Raw genomic sequence first — 16470 nt, 5'->3', positions numbered from 1 at the left:
AGGGCTGTATGAAACGAATATGGATATGGATCTTACCGCTGCTCATGTTTGCCAGTCAGACTTTGGCAAACACAGTATGGATCGTCCCGGTAAACGGTGCCATTGGTCCTGCCATCAGCGACTACCTTTCCAGAGAAATAGAACAGGCGCAACAGGAAAATGTCAGCTTAGTCATTTTGAAAATGGACACTCCGGGCGGTCTTGATAGCGCCATGAGAGACATTATCCATGCTATTACGACTTCATCGATTCCAGTGGCTACTTGGGTCGGTCCATCAGGCTCCAGAGCGGCCAGTGCAGGTACTTATATTCTGCTCGCCAGTCACGTCGCAGCGATGGCGGAAGCAACAAACCTTGGTGCGGCTACTCCTGTCGCATTAGGTGGTGGAGCTCCTGGGGCACCTTCCCCTAGTGAAGAGAAAAACGAAGGTTCCGAGAACAAGCAAAACGACGCTGGTGAAAACTCCGATGAAGTTCCCGCTGAAACAGCAATGGAGAAAAAAGTCATTAATGACGCCAAAGCCTACATCAAAGGGCTAGCTAAATTACATGATCGCAATGCTGAATGGGCGGAGAAAGCGGTGAGTGAAGCGGCCAGTCTGGATGCACAAGAAGCACTAACGCTCAATGTCATTGATTATATCGCTAACTCTCCAGAAGAACTGGTTCAACTGATAAACGGCACAACCGTCAACATAAACAATCAGCCCACGACATTATCATTGGATAATCCGGTTTGGGTGGAAAGAGTGCCCGATTGGCGTGCGGAAATGTTAGCTGTCATCACCAATCCCAATGTCGCTTACATTCTTATCCTTATCGGTATCTATGGCCTACTGTTGGAATTCTATAATCCTGGAATCGGTTTACCCGGCGTGTTAGGCGGTATTTGTCTGTTACTTGCCATGTACGCACTGCAGATGATGCCTGTTAACTACGCAGGTTTAGGTCTGTTATTACTCGGTATCGCTCTCATGGTAGCCGAGGCATTCAGCCCGAGTTTTGGGGTTTTGGGCTTAGGCGGTGTGGCAGCCTTTATTCTGGGGTCAATATTCCTTATGGATAGTGACTTGCCAGGCTTCCAGGTCGCGCTGCCTTTAATTTTTGGTCTTTCAATCTTCTCAGTCGCTCTTATTGTGTTGACCATCGGCATGCTGGTTAGAATTCGCCAACGACATGTGACTACCGGCCTAGAGACGTACCCGGGTAAACATGCAGTAGTAAGTGATGATTTTGTTGACGGCGAAGGTCGTGTGCAAATGGACGGTGCATTCTGGCAAGCCAAAACAGAAGAAAACCAAGGACTCAAACAAGGTGACCAAGTTACCGTTGTTAATGTTAAAGGGCTAACCTTAACCGTGAAGCCCAGTGACCGCCCTAATAAATAGGAGGCGAATATGTTGCTCTACACTGTTTCTGTGATCGTCGTTCTGTTGATCGCACTAGCGACACAGATTTTCAAAGTATTACGTGAGTACGAACGTGGTGTAATTTTCTTCTTGGGTCGATTTCAAGAGGTAAAAGGCCCTGGCCTTATCATCTTGATCCCCTTTATCCAACAAATGGTACGAGTGGACTTACGAACCATCGTTCTGGACGTGCCAACCCAAGACCTGATAACCAAAGATAACGTATCTGTGCGCGTAAACGCCGTGGTCTACTTCCGTGTGGTAGACCCACAAATGGCCATCAATAATATTGAAAGCTACGGCGAAGCAACCAGTCAGTTGGCACAGACCACGCTTCGTTCCGTCTTAGGTCAGCATGAGCTAGATGAGCTTCTTTCCGAACGAGATAGGCTCAACAAGGATTTACAAGCTATTCTTGATCAGCAAACCGATGACTGGGGTATCAAAATAGCCACCGTCGAAGTCAAACATGTTGATCTGAATGAAAGTATGGTCCGCGCTCTTGCCCGTCAAGCCGAAGCCGAGCGTAATCGTCGTGCGAAAATCATTCACGCAACGGGTGAGTTAGAGGCGTCTAACAAGTTAAAAGATGCAGCTAAAATGTTGAATGAAGCCCCAAATGCCCTGCAATTACGCTACATGCAGACACTGACAGAAATCACCACGGACAAAACGTCAACGATAATTTTCCCTATGCCAATTAACTTAGTTGAGGCGGTGCAAGACATTGCGAATGCAGTGAATAAGGGTAAAGAAGACAAAGATCAATAATCCTGCGTTTTCATTACTGAAAGATTCTTCAGGATGACCGTGGTCTATTCTCATTCATCGACGTCATTCCAGCGAGCCTTGGCGAGACTAGGAATCTACTATCCGCACGGTCAGATGTTTTAGGGGTTGTCCTAACAGCAAAGTGCTCTAAAAGTAGATTCTGAATCACACTCATTCATCGCTGTTCAGAATGACGTATATACTCTGAACCACATAGAAAAGAGCCGCAGCGTGACTGCGGCTCTTCTTAGTTGTGGCATTCTACAAGCTGACGTTCATCAAGCCACTTGCTCAGAACGGAAGTTACCCAGCAGTGCATCATACAACTCGTTGTCGCTCAACACGCCTACTAGCTTATCGTCTTCCACCATCAATAATGGCTGGTTACTGCGCTGTTTCAGCTCAATTGCTTCACGCATGCTGATGTCCGGGCTTACCTGAACCAGAGAGTTTTCATTCACATCGTCAAAGTTCGACGAATCACTCACCCAATGGATCAATGACTTATCAGTATCAGCTAAGCTCAATCCTTTGATCTCTTGTGTCACCCAGATATTTTTATCTGGGCAGATAAGAACACGCTCGTCTTCACGAACCAGCGTGTCACTCGATTGCATCAAAGAGCGCCCTTTAAGTACATTTAGCGGGTTAGTATGTGCAACAAAATCTGCGACATAATCGTTCTCTGGCGTCAGGATGATCTGCTCAGGCTTACCATGCTGAATCAGTTTACCCGACTCCATGATTGCGATGTTGTTACCGATTTTAAGTGCTTCATCCAGGTCATGGCTTACGAACAGAATTGTCTTGTTCAACTTCTCTTGCAGAAGAATCAGTTCATCCTGTAACTGAGCACGAATCAGTGGGTCGAGGGCCGAAAACGGTTCATCCATCAGTAAGATGTCGGTATTCATCGCGAATGCACGAGCTAAACCCACACGCTGCTGCATACCACCCGATAACTCATGAGGGAACTTATTTTCCCATTCAGACAAGCCAACCATTTCCAGTTGTTCACGTGCTTTTTCACGACGTTCAGCTTTGCCAATGCCTTGCATCTCCAGTCCAAACGCCACGTTATCTAAGACCGATAACCAAGGCATCAAAGCGAACTTCTGAAACACCATAGAAACACGATGAGTTCGTAAATGGCGAAGTGTCTGTTCATCACAGTTCGCGAGTTCCACCATGTCGTCGCCATCTTTGATTTTCAAAGAACCACGAGAGATATCGTTCAATCCGTTCACAGTACGAAGCAAGCTGGATTTACCTGAACCGGATAAGCCCATGAGCACGCAAATTTCACCTTGTTTCACGCTCAACGATACATTATCCACACCAACGACTTGGCCTGTTTCGTCGATAATCTCTTGTCGTGATTTACCTTGATCAAGCAGAGTCAGTGCTTGTGTTTGCTGTTGACCAAAAACAACATCGAGGTTTTCAATAGTAATTGCGTCCATGATTATGCCTCCTTCTGGTTTGGTGCTTTACACAAGCGATCGAGGATGATTGCGACAAGAACAATCGCTAACCCTGCTTCAAAACCTTGTGAGATATTTACGGTATTGAGTGCACGTACAACAGGCTTACCTAAGCCATCCGCGCCGACCAAGGCGGCAATCACCACCATAGAAAGCGACAGCATAATACACTGAGTTACACCAGCCATGATACTTGGCAATGCCGCAGGTAACTCCACCTTAAACAGCAGTTTCATACGGCTTGCACCAAATGCTTTACCCGCTTCCAATAACTCTTCCGGTACTTTAATAATCCCCAAATACGTTAAGCGAATTGGTGCTGCGATAGCGAAGATAATCGTAGAGATAAGCCCCGGAACAATACCTAAACCAAATAGAACCAGTGTAGGGATCAGGTACACAAACGTCGGCACCGTTTGCATCAAGTCGAGAATCGGTCTGAGTAATGTGTATAACCAAGGACGATGTGCCGCCATAATTCCCAGAGGTACACCAATTAATACGGAAATCGTTGTCGCTGCGAAAACAAGGACAAAGGTTTCCAGCATCTCTTGCCAATAACCAAGGTTAAGAATTGCTAATAAAGCAAGCACGATAAATACAACCAGAGGAATACTACGGTGTAAGAACCAAGCAATTGCCGCCGTCATAATGATTGGAGCCGCAGGTGGCATCCATTTAAAAATGTCCACCACAAACATAATGATGGTTTCAAGTGTAATTGAGATAGTATCAAAGAAACCAGACGCATTGATGGTTAACCAATCAACACCCGTTTCCATCCACTGCCCTAATGGTAGTTTGTTGTCTGTAATAATATTCACAATAAACCCTTTGTGTTAATGAAGTGGGCATCACCGCCCACTACTATCCCCAAATCGTTACTCAAGTTGAGTTTCTTGGGGTATAAATCGAATTAAGCGTTTGTTTTTAAGTACGCTGAGATCGCAGCCTGTGCATCCTGGCCATCGACCGTTTTCACATCTTTCAGCCACGCTTCGATTTGATCTTGATTGGCGTTTAACCATGCTTGAGCCGCTTTCGATGGCTTTTGCTTCTGGTTAAGAATCGCTTCCATTAACTCGTTTTCCATTTCCAAGCTGAATTCGAGGTTCTTCACTAACTGACCGACATTTGGACACTCAGAAAGGTAATTTTTACGAACGTTGGTATAAACGTTAGCGCCACCGTAGTTTGGACCAAAGAAGTCGTCGCCACCCGCTAGATATTCCATCTCAACGTTGTTGTTCATCGGGTGCGGTGCCCAACCCAGGTATACAATCCACTGGTTGCGACGGACTGCGCGAGAGACTTGTGAAACCATACCAGCTTCACTTGACTCAACTAAGCTGAAGTCTTTAAGGCCAAACGCATCGCCGTCGATCATTGATTGGATTAGACGGTTACCATCGTTTCCTGGTTCGATACCGTAGATGCGGTCTTTAAATTTGTCGGCATGCTTTACCAGGTCAGCAAAGTTGGTAACACCTGCATCATAAACATATTTTGGAACGGCTAGCGTGTACTTCGCACCTACAAGGTTAGCTTTAACGGTTTCGACGGTGCCAGCATCACGGTATTTAGCGATATCTCCTTCCATTGTTGGCATCCAGTTACCGAGGAAAATATCGATGTCGCCATTTGCCATTGACGAATAGGTGACTGGTACAGAAAGCAGATCCGTTTTGGTCTTGTACCCTAAACCTTTTAGAAGTTCGGAAGTAACGGCGGTGGTTGCCGTAATATCTGTCCAACCTACATCGGCAAATCGAACAGTTTCACATTGGTTTGCGTAAGCACCAGTAGCTAAGGTACTTAACGCGATAGATGAGAAAATTTTAGTAATCTTAGACATGTTTAGTTCCTTGTAATGATTTCTGACTTACTTGCTAATTTATTTAATTTATTATTCATTTAGAGACCGAAGCTAAATCCCTTTTTGGGGGATGGATTCGTTGCGTTTCTTGCCAGTTCGGAGCGATCCAAACCGGTGTGTTATTTTGTGATTCGAGTTTGTTACCCAAAATCATATCTGCCGCTCGCTCGGCCACCATGATGGTTGGTGCATTCAAGTTGCCATTTGGGATAGTTGGGAAAATTGATGAATCCACAACGCGCAAACCTTGAATACCGCGAACCTGACACTGCTCATCAAGGACGGCTAATGGGTCATTGTCCGCGCCCATTTTGCAACTGCACGATGGATGGTAAGCACTCTCTACGTTTTGCTTTACCCACTCGTCAATCTGCTCGTCGGTATTAACGTCCAAACTTGGCTGGATTTCATCACCGCGAAATTCATCCATTGCTGGCTGGTTCAAGATTTCACGAGTCAGGCGAATACAATCACGCCAGTCTTGCTTATCTTGCTCGGTTGAGATGTAGTTAAACTCGATCTTTGGCTTGTCATTTGGATTCGAAGATACAACTTCAACTGAACCGCGACTTTCTGGTTTGTTTGGACCGACGTGAACCTGGAATCCATGGCCGTCGAATGCAGCTTGACCGTCATAACGCATCGCTGCTGGTAAGAAGTGGTATTGAATGTTTGGCCACTTCAACCCTTCGCGAGAACGAATAAATGCACATGATTCAAAATGGTTGGTTGCGCCAAGACCTTTACGAGTCAGGATCCACTCGGTACCGATCAGCCCTTTACTTACCAAACCTAACTTGCTGTTCAGCGTGATTGGCTGTTTACAGTGATATTGGAAATACACTTCCAGGTGGTCTTGCAGGTTTTTACCTACGCCTTCCAACTGGTGTTTTAACTCGATACCTGCCTTTTCCAGTACGTCTTTAGGACCGATACCAGAAAGTTGCAGTAGCTGTACTGAGCCAATTGAGCCAGCACTAGAAATCACTTCACTGTTTGCAAAACACTGCTTAACTGAACCTGATTGCTCGAATTCAACGCCTACTGCTTTCTTGTCTTCAAGTAAGACGCGATGGACGGTGACTCGCTTCATTAATGTGAAGTTTTTACGCTTTTTAGCACGGCTTAAGTACGCATTAGACGTCGAAGCACGCACGCCTTTATCAACAGTCATATGCATCGGACCAAAGCCCTCTTGCTGGTAACCGTTGTAGTCATCAGTCTCTGGGTAACCTGCGTCTTTACCGGCTTCAATAAAAGCTTCGTATAACGGGTTTAGTTTCATATCATTACCGTTACACGTGCCGACCGGACCACTATCACCACGGTAGTCGTCAGCGCCACCGACCCAAGATTCAGCTTTGCGGAAGTAAGGCAAACACGCCTGGTAGTTCCAGCCTTTAGCACCTTCTTCTTCCCACTGATCGAAATCACAAGCGTGACCACGAACGTAAACCATGCCATTGATCGATGAGCTACCACCAAGAACTTTACCGCGAGGACAGTGTAGCTGACGTCCATCAAGACCATCCTCTTCAACAGTCTCGAATTGCCAAGCGTACTTTTCGGTGTTCATCGGGTAAGAGAGTGCTGTCGGCATCTGGATAAAAATGCTCTTATCCGTACCACCCGCTTCTAGTAATAAAACAGAGTGTTGACCACTTTCACTTAAGCGATCTGCTAAAACACAGCCGGCCGAACCCGCACCGACGATAATATAATCGTAGTGTTGTTGCATTTTGATTCTCCTGGAAGGTTTAAGCGTAAGGGCTTTCGAAGTCGCTCAGCTGAATCAGCACGCTCTTAGTTTGCGTGTAGTGCTTCAGTGTCTCGACACCATTTTCACGGCCAATGCCCGATTGTTTGTATCCGCCGACTGGCATCTCTGCAGGAGAGTCACCCCATGCATTCACCCAGCAGATACCGGCTTGAATTTTATGAATCACGCGGTGAGCGCGAGATAGATTCTGAGTGAACACGCCCGCAGCCAGACCGTACTCAGTGTCGTTAGCACGTTCGATAACTTCAGCTTCATCACTAAACTTCAGCACTGACATAACCGGGCCGAAAATCTCGTGCTGGACAACACTCATGCTATCGTCACAATCAACAAATACGGTTGGTGCAACGAAGTTACCGTTTTCCAGGCCGTTGTCCGTTACTTTGTAACCGCCAGTCAGTAGCGTTGCGCCACTTGCCTTAGCCTCTTCAATCGCAGACAACACTTTGCCTTCGTGCTCTTTTGAAATCAGCGCACCGATTTGGGTGTTTTCATCACGAGGATCACCGACAACCAATAATTCTGTGCGAGTTTTCAGCTGCTCAACGAACTCGTCATAAATGGACTCATGAACAAATACGCGCGTACCGTTGGTACAAACTTCACCCTGAGTATAAAAGTTAGCCACCATAGCCGCTGAAACAGCGTCGTTTAATTTCGCATCGTCAAAGACGATCAGTGGTGACTTTCCGCCTAACTCCATCGTAACTTGCTTAAGCGTTTTCGCGCTGTCACCCATGACAACTTTGCCCGTGCCTACTTCGCCGGTAAAAGAGACTTTCGCAATATCAGGATGCGCGGTTAGCATTTGGCCAACACGGTAATCCCCTTGCACAACATTAAATACACCATCAGGTACGCCTGCTTCTGTGTAAATTTCCGCTAGCTTTAACGCGGTTAGCGGCGTTTCTTCTGATGGTTTAAAAATCATTGCGTTGCCTGCCGCCAATGCTGGAGCAGATTTCCACATCGCAATTTGAATTGGGTAGTTCCAGGCACCGATACCAGCACAGATACCTAAAGGTTCACGACGCGTATAGAAGAACTGGTTTTCGTTAAGCGGCTGTTGATCACCTTGCAAGCTAGGAACAAGACCTGCGTAATATTCAATTACGTCCGCACCAGTCGTAACATCAACCGCTACCGCTTCTTGCATTGGCTTACCAGTATCCGCAACTTCGAGTGCCGCTAATTCATCGTTTCGCTCACGTAAGATTTGCACCGCTTTATGCAGAATACGGCTACGCTCGATCGCCGTCATCGCAGACCATTTCGCGAAGCCTCGTTTTGCAGACTCGATAGCAGCATCCATATCACGCTGGTTTGCTTGTTTAACGTTAGCCAATGGCTCACCATTAGCCGGGTTGTAAGTGGTGAAATGCTCTTCAGAGCTTCCGGTGTACATTGCACCATCTATGTAATGTGTTTTCATTTCCATTTTGAAGACCTGTGACTTTTAAATTTTTTGTGAGTAGTACGTTAGCTGCTTTTCGAGGTAATCATTGATAATGACTCTCGCCTTCTCAGCATCAATGCCTTGAGGGTTGAGCGTACCCCGTAGCCAAATACCATCGATCAGTGACGCAATCCCGTGAGCAACCAATTCTGCTTGCTCCGCACTTAATAGTGCCTTTAATTCTTTTCTTAGATGAGACAAAAGGCGTCGTTCATTCACTCGTTGCAGGCGTTTGAGCTGTTCGTCATGCATTGAGTAAGACCAGAAAGCCAGCCAAGTCTTAGCGACTTTATTTTCAGCCTGAAAGCCGACAAAGTTACCGTCAATAATGGCATTGATACGTTGATGATGAGCATCAGCCGGCAGCTCACGAAGCTTTTTCGTGATCGTGAACGAAAGCTGGCGAAGGATCTCGCGCATCGTTTCTTCTAACAACCCGTGCTTACCACCAAAGTAATGATTGATGATCCCCGTTGATACGCCAGCCTCTTTGCTGATCAACGAGATGCTTGCAGCATGTAAACCGACTCTGTCAATCACAGTCATCGTCGCTTTTACAAGCTGTGGTTTCCTGATTTCAGGCATTCCCACCTTCGGCATTTCGTCCCCTTTCATTTTTAATTGAACGGTTAGTTAAATATAAAATACCTAAAAATTAGTTCGATCTCAAATTATTTTTTACTATTTCACCCAAAGAATGTTGTAAATTTGTTCTCTAAAACACAAAGATGATGCATTAACGATAACAAATTTAGGGGCAAAACCCGGCATCAAACAAGAAAAAATAACTATATATATCAACAATTTAAAATTACATCTCTATAATTGTTATGTTTTCCTATTTTTGGGTAGATTATTTTTTAAAATTTTCCACACAAAAAAAATACATCGTGCACTAATGATTGCACCGTAATGGTATTGCTTGCACAAACATTGACCCCGCCACGCGGCAACATTTTAATAACATTAAAAATTTCATTCGCACCATGCTTGTCCACTTTCATCTATGGAGTTGCCTACGTTTAATCTATGATGAATAAATGTGATCAATGTAAGGTTTCAGAACAAGCGTTCAAAAGGTGTTGAGGAAGGTAGGATGCGAGGTTAAGTTTGAAAAATAGTATTGAAGAAAAAGTACTCGCTGAGTCAATGACAGATATAGACGTGTAGGTGTTGGCTAACAATACAGCACCCATTGTTAGCCTTGTGATTAAGCTTACATTCGCATACCGCCATCAACTTCTAATACTCTTCCGGTTACGAACTCGTTAGTTAATACATATTTCACGGTCGCTGAGATTTCATCAGCAAGACCCAAACGGCCGACAGGAATCATCCTGATTAGCCTATCCATGGCATCCGGTTTAATCTGGTCCGTCATCGCCGTTTTGATAACGCCCGGCGCGATCGCAACAGAGCGAATACCAAATCGTCCTAATTCCTTCGCCCACACCGTCGCCATTGTCGCCACTGCTGCTTTGGAGGCAGAGTAGTTGGTTTGACCAATATTCCCAGCACGAGCCACACTGGATATATTAATAAGCACACCTTTACTGTCGGTGTTGAGCATCACTTTGCTCGCTTCACGACCGCATAAGAAAGTACCCGTGACATTTACGTCCATAACCGACTGGAACTGCTCCAGAGACATTGGCGTAACCTGACCGTCTTTCACTTTAATGAACATACCGTCACGCATGATGCCAGCGTTGTTAATCACGCCATTGAGCTGTTTAAAGTCCGCTTCAATTTGCTCAAATGCCGCGCAAACCTGTTGTTCTTTTGTCACGTTCGCCACATAAACTCGGGCAGCAACGCCCAGAGATTCACACTCGGCCTGTGTCTCCCTCAATTGTTCCAAATTGAGATCGATTAACGCGAGATTCACTCCGCTTTCCGCCAGCGATAACGCCATCTGTTTGCCAAGCCCCTGCCCTGCGCCAGTAATCGCAATAATCTTGTCTGCTAACTCCATAAGCGCTCCTTAGGCTTGGTTTTGCTTTTGGTAGAACTCAAACAAGCTAGAGAAATCTTTTTGTCCGTTGCCCTGACCGTTATGAAAATTAAATAGATTGCGTGCCACGCTACCCATTGGCGTTGAAGTTTGACTGGCAACTGCCGCTTCCATAGCAAGACCGAGATCTTTCGCCATAAGCTGACTCATAAAACCACCTTGATAGCCATTACTCGCCGGCGCATTCTCCATCACGCCAGGACACGGGTTGTAAAGCTCTAACGCCCAGTTTCGACCTGAGCTTTGCAGCATAATGTCAGACAGCACTTTAGGATCGAGACCGTTCTCGATACCGAGGTTAAGTGCCTCACAAGTACCACTCATCAGAATACCCAGCATCATGTTATTGCAGATTTTCGCCACCTGACCAGCACCAGCGTCACCCGCATGGAAGATGTTTTTTCCCATATGGCGAAGCAACGCTTTAGCCTGAACAAAGTTCTCTTGTGAGCCACCAACAATAAATGTCAGAGTCCCTGCTGCTGCGCCAGCCACACCTCCCGAAACCGGTGCATCGACAAAGCTGACGCCTAACTGTTGTGCCTTTTCGCCAACCAGACGCGCAGTCGCGGGATCAATGGTGGATGAATCAATCAGTAATGTCCCAGACTCAACGCTTTCTAAAATGCCATCCTGACCAAGATAGACACTTTTTACATGCTGACTAGCAGGTAACATAGTGACGACAATGCCCGCACCTTGAACGACTTGCTGAACAGAATCTGCACTCGAAGCGCCAAGTGCGGTCAGTTCCGCCACGGCGTTCGGATTCAAATCAAATACGTCAACCTTCAAACCGGCTTTAACCAGGTTCTTAGCCATAGGTGCGCCCATATTGCCAAGACCAATAAATGCTATTTTATCCATGTTCTGTCTCTTCCTTGTCGCTAATCCGTTTAACTATTCCGTTCAACTATTACGCTTAACTATTCCGTTCAACTAAAGTTCAGCTGTCGCCAATTGCGTGTCTTTGAGTGGGTAATCCACTGAATCAATGGGTGCAAAAAAGCGTTGCAGCTCTTGTGGTGTCACATCGACAACACTCTTGTGCATCCACGTTGGCTGATTGGTTTTATCGATGATGAGCGCACGAACCCCTTCTCTAAAGTCACCTTCTAAGCCACAACGCAATGTGAGATTAAACTCCATATCAAAACAAGCATCCAAAGACAGGCCCTGATACTGAGTCAATTGTTGGTAAGTAAGATTGAGTGAAAGAGGACTGCCATAGCTGAGCATTTTCTGCGCACTTGTGAACCATTTATCATCCACCTCAGCATTATTGATTGCGTTGACAATCGTTGGTAAATCGCCATGACAAAGCTGCTCTATCAGCCCAGCATGAGGTAACATCAAGCCCTCACCCGGCTCTTCGACTTCTAGAGTACGAAGTAGTGTCGCAATCTTCTCGTTAATATTGGTCTCACTTTTCCAATTGATATCAGATAGTTGAGAGAAGAAATCCCCTTTGCTATCAGGCTGGGTAATCCATTGGCTCAACCCTAATGCTTTCATATCGGTCGCATTAATCTGACAGGCAGTTAAACCAAGAAACAGCGCGTAGTGTTTTGGTAACTGATTCAAAAAGTAGGTCGCGCCCACATCCGGATAAAGACCAATCTTGATTTCTGGCATCGCAAAGCGAGTGTTGGTCTCCGCCACGCGATGACTTGCGCCCATAAACAGACCGCCCCCACCACCCATCAGGTAGCCATGCCCCCAAGCGATAATCGGCTTTGAATAGGTATGAATCAGGTGATCGCAGCGGTATTCAAGATCGAAGAACGTCTTCATCGCGGAAAGTGCAGAGTTAAAATCTTGCTCTTTGTTTTCTAACGCGCGGTAAATGGCTTGAATATCACCCCCAGCACAGAATGCTTTTTCACCCTTCGCATGCAAACACACCGCAACAATGTTGTCATCGACTTGCCACTCGAGCAGCTGATTGTATAGCTGCTCGATCATTACATGGCTCAGTGCGTTGAGCGCCGCCGGATTATCTAACTCCAGCACACCAATGACAGAACCATCGGCACACTCTAGCTTTGACACGTTTACTTTGCTGGTCATCTCTACGTTGCTCGCCATGGTGACTCCTTAGCTATTGGTCCAGTTTGGCTTACGCTTTTGCAAGAAAGCGTTCACACCCTCTGTCTGATCTTGCGTATTGAAAAGGTGTAAGAACAGTTCACGTTCCAAAACCAGCCCTGCCGCATGTGTCTGGCTGCGTCGATTTTGGATGAGTATTTTGCAAGCAGATACAGACTTAGGCGATTGACCCGCGACACGCTGTGCCAGTTCCATTGCGGTTTCCAACGCTTGTCCTTTTTCAACGACTTCTTCGACCAAACCGATTTTCTCTGCTCGCTCGGCTGTCACACGTTCACCACATAGGATCATGCGCTTCGCCCAACCTTCACCGACTAACGCAGTGAGATTTTGCGTTCCTCCGGCACAAGGCAATAAGCCAACCGACGCTTCTGGTAACGCCATTTGTACTTGCTCTTCAGCGATACGAATGTCGCAAGCCATCGCAACTTCCAAACCACCGCCCATTGCATAGCCATTGATCGCCGCGATAGACACCCCATCAAACGCTGACAAGGCTTCAAACGCTTCACCAAATGCGAATGCCATATCCGCCGCTTGTGATTTGTCACCCGAGGCGAAATTATTAAGGTCTGCACCAGCAGAGAAGAACTTCTCCCCTTCACCCGTTAGTACCAAAGCGTAAATAGAGCGATCGTTGCTGAGCTCAATTGCCAGCTCTTTAAGCTGATTCAAAGACTCAAGCGTCCACGTATTCGCAGGTGGATTGCTGATGGTTAGCTTGGCAATGTGATTTTCGCGCTCTAATTTGATTTGTGCTGTCATAATCTTTCAATCCCTTTTTTATTCTTTAAGGTAAGGCTCTACCGCGCAGGCTAAACCAGCTCAACGCCTTCCGTGAGCAGACGTCTTGAGATGATAAGACGCATGATTTCGTTTGTACCTTCAAGAATTTGGTGAACACGAACGTCTCTGAAGTGACGCTCAACTGGATATTCTTTGATGTAGCCATAACCGCCGTGAATTTGCAGTGCCTCGTCACAAACCTTGAAGCCCACATCCGTTGCAAAGCGTTTCGCCATTGCGCAGTACGCACTTTTTTCTGCGTGTTGAGCATCGAGTTTTGCCGCCGCAAGTCTTACCATTTGACGGGCAGCGACCAGCTCTGTTGCCATGTCCGCCAGCTTGAATTGCAGCGCCTGGAATTGAGCTAGTGAACGTCCAAACTGTTTACGCTCTGTCATGTACTGTTTTGCTTCGTTCAGCGCTTGTTGTGCCGTGCCGACAGAACAGGTAGCGATATTGATTCGGCCACCATCAAGACCGAGCATAGCGAATTTAAAGCCTTCACCCTCTTCACCCAACAAGTAGTCAGCCGGAATTCGGACGTTTTCGAAGGTGATCATGCGCGTTGGTTGGCAGTTCCAGCCCATTTTGGCTTCTTTCTTACCGTAACTGATGCCTTCGCTGTCAGCAGGTACAACAAAAGCAGATACACCGCCAGCACCTTCTCCACAAGAGCGAGCCATAACAACGAGTACGTCCGTATCACCCGCGCCAGAGATAAACACTTTTGCGCCATTCAAAACAAACTCATCGCCATCACGCACTGCACTCGTCGTTAGAGATGCCGCGTCAGAACCTGCATTTGGCTCAGTGAGGCAGTAAGAAGCGAGCTTTTCACCCGTGATCAGTTCACCACTAAATTGTTGAGCAACTTCCGCTTTAGCAAAGCTGGTGATCATCCAGGTTGCCATATTATGGATAGTCATAAACGCTGTAGTTGCCGTACAACCCATCGCCAATTGTTCAAAAATAATCGCAGCATCCAAACGGGAAAGCCCCAGTCCACCGTGCTCAGGTGGCGTATAGATACTCAAAAAACCCAGTTCACCCGCCTGACGAAGTACATCTTTAGGGAAGTGTTGTTTTTCATCCCACTCTGCGGCGTGCGGTGCAAGCATCTGTTCTGCGAACTGTTTAGCTGCGTCTGCGAATGCGATTTGATCTTTGTTTAATTCAAAATCCATCTTGAAGTCCTAAGGTCTAATTCATTGCATTTGAATCTGGGCCAAGCAGGAATAAGCTTGGCCATATACTGTTAACGTGGGTAATTAGCTAAGCTGAATGGTCATGTTCGGACCGCTTGGAATGTCATCTTCAAACCAGCGTGCGGTGACCGTTTTCGTTTCAGTGTAGAAGCGAACCGCTTGTTTACCGTAGGCATGCAAATCGCCATAGAAACTGCCTTTCCAACCCGTAAATGAGAAGAATGGCAATGGCACTGGGATTGGCACGTTAATACCCACATTACCCACTTCGATATTGTGCTGATACTTTCTCGCGGCAGCGCCATTCGCTGTGAAAATAGACGTACCGTTACCAAAACGGTTCGCGTTGATAAGCTCAATCGCCTCGTCCAGATTATCCACTTCCATGGTCAGCAACACTGGGCCAAAAATCTCTTCCTGATAAATCGACATGTCTGTCGTCACGTTGGTAAACAGTGTTGGACCCACCCAGTTGCCGTTAGGGAAACCAGCCACTTGGCAGTTGGTACCGTCCAGAACACAGTTCGCGCCAGATTCTTTGCCTTCATTAATTAAGTTCACCACACGTTGTTTCGCTTGCGGACTAATAAGCGGTCCATAACCCGCCGATTCATCATCCCACGCGCCTGGCTGAACTTGAGCTAACGCCTCTTTAAGCTCTGGAATCCATTCTTTGGTTTCACCAACAAACACCGCCACCGAAATCGCCATACAGCGCTGACCTGCGGCACCAACTGACGCACCAACAAGGTTATTAATCACTTGCTGTTTATTTGCATCAGGCATAATAACCATGTGATTCTTCGCACCAGCAAATGACTGAACGCGCTTTAGGTTGTCAGTACCCGTTTTGTAGATGTACTCTCCAACCGGCACAGAGCCAACAAAAGAGATAGCGCGGACGACTGGATCAGTAAGAATGCGGTCAACTTGCTCTTTGGTACCGTGGACAATTTGCAATACACCTTTTGGTGCACCGGCCTGTTCAAACAGTTCAGCCAGTTTCATCGCGGTAAGCGGCACTTGCTCCGACGGTTTCAGAATAAAGGTGTTGCCGCACGCAATCGCCATAGGGAACATCCACAATGGGATCATTGCAGGGAAGTTAAACGGCGTGATACCTGCACAAACACCAAGTGGTTGAATGTAAGAGTAACCATCAATATTCGTTGCGACATTCTCAACCGTTTCGCCCATCATTGAGCTACAAATGTTTGCCGCTTGTTCGACGACTTCAATACCGCGCCAAACATCACCTTTAGCATCCGCTAGGGTTTTACCAGTCTCTCTTGAAAGCAATATTGCCAACTCGTCGTGCTGCTCTTTTAGTAGATGTTGGTAACGCAGCATCAATCTTGCACGCTCCGGTGCAGCCACTTCTTTCCAACGCTTAAACGTCTCTGTTGCGTTGGCGATCGCCGCATTCATTTCTGATTCCGTGGCACAAGGCACTTGTGCAATCACTTCATTGGTTGCCGGGTTGGTTACATCTAGCCATTGTTTTGAGTCGGAGATAGCGAATTCACCACCGATATACTGCTTTACTTGTTCTGTCATGATGACATCCTTGTATTTTTCAG

The 16470-nt window shown here is 46.5% G+C and carries 14 protein-coding genes; 2 read left to right on the top strand and 12 right to left on the bottom strand.

The window, feature by feature from the left end; translation table 11 throughout:
• The first annotated feature begins 8 nt into the window (after positions 1-8).
• Positions 9-1388 carry a nodulation protein NfeD gene (locus RXX31_RS01320; RefSeq protein ID WP_317587288.1) on the top strand — a complete coding sequence of 460 codons (1380 nt, stop codon included), beginning with the start codon at positions 9-11 and terminating at the stop codon, positions 1386-1388.
• A 9-nt stretch (positions 1389-1397) separates the two neighbouring features.
• Positions 1398-2180 carry a slipin family protein gene (locus RXX31_RS01315; RefSeq protein ID WP_264906446.1) on the top strand — a complete coding sequence of 261 codons (783 nt, stop codon included), beginning with the start codon at positions 1398-1400 and terminating at the stop codon, positions 2178-2180.
• Between the two features lie 278 nt (positions 2181-2458).
• On the opposite strand, the gene choV is transcribed toward RXX31_RS01315, so the two are convergent.
• The 12 genes from choV to RXX31_RS01255 form a co-directional block, all read right to left on the bottom strand.
• Positions 2459-3643 carry a choline ABC transporter ATP-binding protein gene (choV, locus tag RXX31_RS01310; protein WP_317587287.1) on the bottom strand — a complete coding sequence of 395 codons (1185 nt, stop codon included), beginning with the start codon at positions 3641-3643 and terminating at the stop codon, positions 2459-2461.
• A 2-nt stretch (positions 3644-3645) separates the two neighbouring features.
• Positions 3646-4488, bottom strand: coding sequence for a choline ABC transporter permease subunit (gene choW / locus RXX31_RS01305; protein ID WP_118120313.1), 843 nt, complete (start codon positions 4486-4488; stop codon positions 3646-3648).
• Positions 4489-4580: 92 nt separating this feature from the next.
• A complete protein-coding gene (locus RXX31_RS01300; RefSeq protein WP_317587286.1) occupies positions 4581-5519 on the bottom strand; it encodes a choline ABC transporter substrate-binding protein in 939 nt (312 codons plus the stop codon).
• A gap of 55 nt (positions 5520-5574) precedes the next feature.
• On the bottom strand, positions 5575-7278 hold the full coding sequence (gene betA / locus RXX31_RS01295; protein ID WP_317587285.1) for a choline dehydrogenase: 1704 nt from the start codon (positions 7276-7278) through the stop codon (positions 5575-5577).
• A 19-nt stretch (positions 7279-7297) separates the two neighbouring features.
• Entirely contained in the window at positions 7298-8758 is a 1461-nt protein-coding gene (betB, locus tag RXX31_RS01290; RefSeq protein ID WP_317587284.1) for a betaine-aldehyde dehydrogenase, read from the bottom strand.
• An 18-nt stretch (positions 8759-8776) separates the two neighbouring features.
• Positions 8777-9376 carry a transcriptional regulator BetI gene (betI, locus tag RXX31_RS01285; RefSeq protein ID WP_317587283.1) on the bottom strand — a complete coding sequence of 200 codons (600 nt, stop codon included), beginning with the start codon at positions 9374-9376 and terminating at the stop codon, positions 8777-8779.
• Positions 9377-9992: 616 nt separating this feature from the next.
• Positions 9993-10751 (bottom strand): SDR family oxidoreductase, encoded by a 759-nt coding sequence (locus tag RXX31_RS01280; protein ID WP_317587282.1) that lies wholly within the window; start codon positions 10749-10751, stop codon positions 9993-9995.
• 9 nt (positions 10752-10760) lie between these two features.
• Positions 10761-11657, bottom strand: coding sequence for a 3-hydroxyisobutyrate dehydrogenase (gene mmsB, locus RXX31_RS01275; RefSeq protein ID WP_317587281.1), 897 nt, complete (start codon positions 11655-11657; stop codon positions 10761-10763).
• Between the two features lie 72 nt (positions 11658-11729).
• Positions 11730-12860, bottom strand: a complete 1131-nt coding sequence (locus tag RXX31_RS01270) for an enoyl-CoA hydratase/isomerase family protein (protein ID WP_317587874.1) — start codon at positions 12858-12860, stop codon at positions 11730-11732.
• 27 nt (positions 12861-12887) lie between these two features.
• Entirely contained in the window at positions 12888-13664 is a 777-nt protein-coding gene (locus RXX31_RS01265) for an enoyl-CoA hydratase (protein WP_317587280.1), read from the bottom strand.
• A 50-nt stretch (positions 13665-13714) separates the two neighbouring features.
• Positions 13715-14869 (bottom strand): acyl-CoA dehydrogenase family protein, encoded by a 1155-nt coding sequence (locus RXX31_RS01260; RefSeq protein ID WP_317587279.1) that lies wholly within the window; start codon positions 14867-14869, stop codon positions 13715-13717.
• Between the two features lie 84 nt (positions 14870-14953).
• A complete protein-coding gene (locus tag RXX31_RS01255) occupies positions 14954-16447 on the bottom strand; it encodes a CoA-acylating methylmalonate-semialdehyde dehydrogenase (protein ID WP_317587278.1) in 1494 nt (497 codons plus the stop codon).
• Positions 16448-16470: the final 23 nt, after the last annotated feature.

This window comes from Vibrio sp. EA2, assembly GCF_033042495.1.
Classification (GTDB): domain Bacteria; phylum Pseudomonadota; class Gammaproteobacteria; order Enterobacterales; family Vibrionaceae; genus Vibrio.
Note: the sequence above shows the minus strand (reverse complement) of the source record. Positions and strands in the feature narration are given on the sequence as shown.

Coding starts and splice junctions, on each gene's coding strand:
- RXX31_RS01320 (WP_317587288.1), top strand. CDS start 9: ATGAAACGAATATGGATATGGATCTTACCGCTGCTCATGTTTGCCAGT.
- RXX31_RS01315 (WP_264906446.1), top strand. CDS start 1,398: ATGTTGCTCTACACTGTTTCTGTGATCGTCGTTCTGTTGATCGCACTA.
- choV (WP_317587287.1), bottom strand. CDS start 3,643: ATGGACGCAATTACTATTGAAAACCTCGATGTTGTTTTTGGTCAACAG.
- RXX31_RS01300 (WP_317587286.1), bottom strand. CDS start 5,519: ATGTCTAAGATTACTAAAATTTTCTCATCTATCGCGTTAAGTACCTTA.
- betA (WP_317587285.1), bottom strand. CDS start 7,278: ATGCAACAACACTACGATTATATTATCGTCGGTGCGGGTTCGGCCGGC.
- betB (WP_317587284.1), bottom strand. CDS start 8,758: ATGGAAATGAAAACACATTACATAGATGGTGCAATGTACACCGGAAGC.
- betI (WP_317587283.1), bottom strand. CDS start 9,376: ATGCCGAAGGTGGGAATGCCTGAAATCAGGAAACCACAGCTTGTAAAA.
- RXX31_RS01280 (WP_317587282.1), bottom strand. CDS start 10,751: ATGGAGTTAGCAGACAAGATTATTGCGATTACTGGCGCAGGGCAGGGG.
- mmsB (WP_317587281.1), bottom strand. CDS start 11,657: ATGGATAAAATAGCATTTATTGGTCTTGGCAATATGGGCGCACCTATG.
- RXX31_RS01270 (WP_317587874.1), bottom strand. CDS start 12,860: ATGACCAGCAAAGTAAACGTGTCAAAGCTAGAGTGTGCCGATGGTTCT.
- RXX31_RS01265 (WP_317587280.1), bottom strand. CDS start 13,664: ATGACAGCACAAATCAAATTAGAGCGCGAAAATCACATTGCCAAGCTA.
- RXX31_RS01260 (WP_317587279.1), bottom strand. CDS start 14,869: ATGGATTTTGAATTAAACAAAGATCAAATCGCATTCGCAGACGCAGCT.
- RXX31_RS01255 (WP_317587278.1), bottom strand. CDS start 16,447: ATGACAGAACAAGTAAAGCAGTATATCGGTGGTGAATTCGCTATCTCC.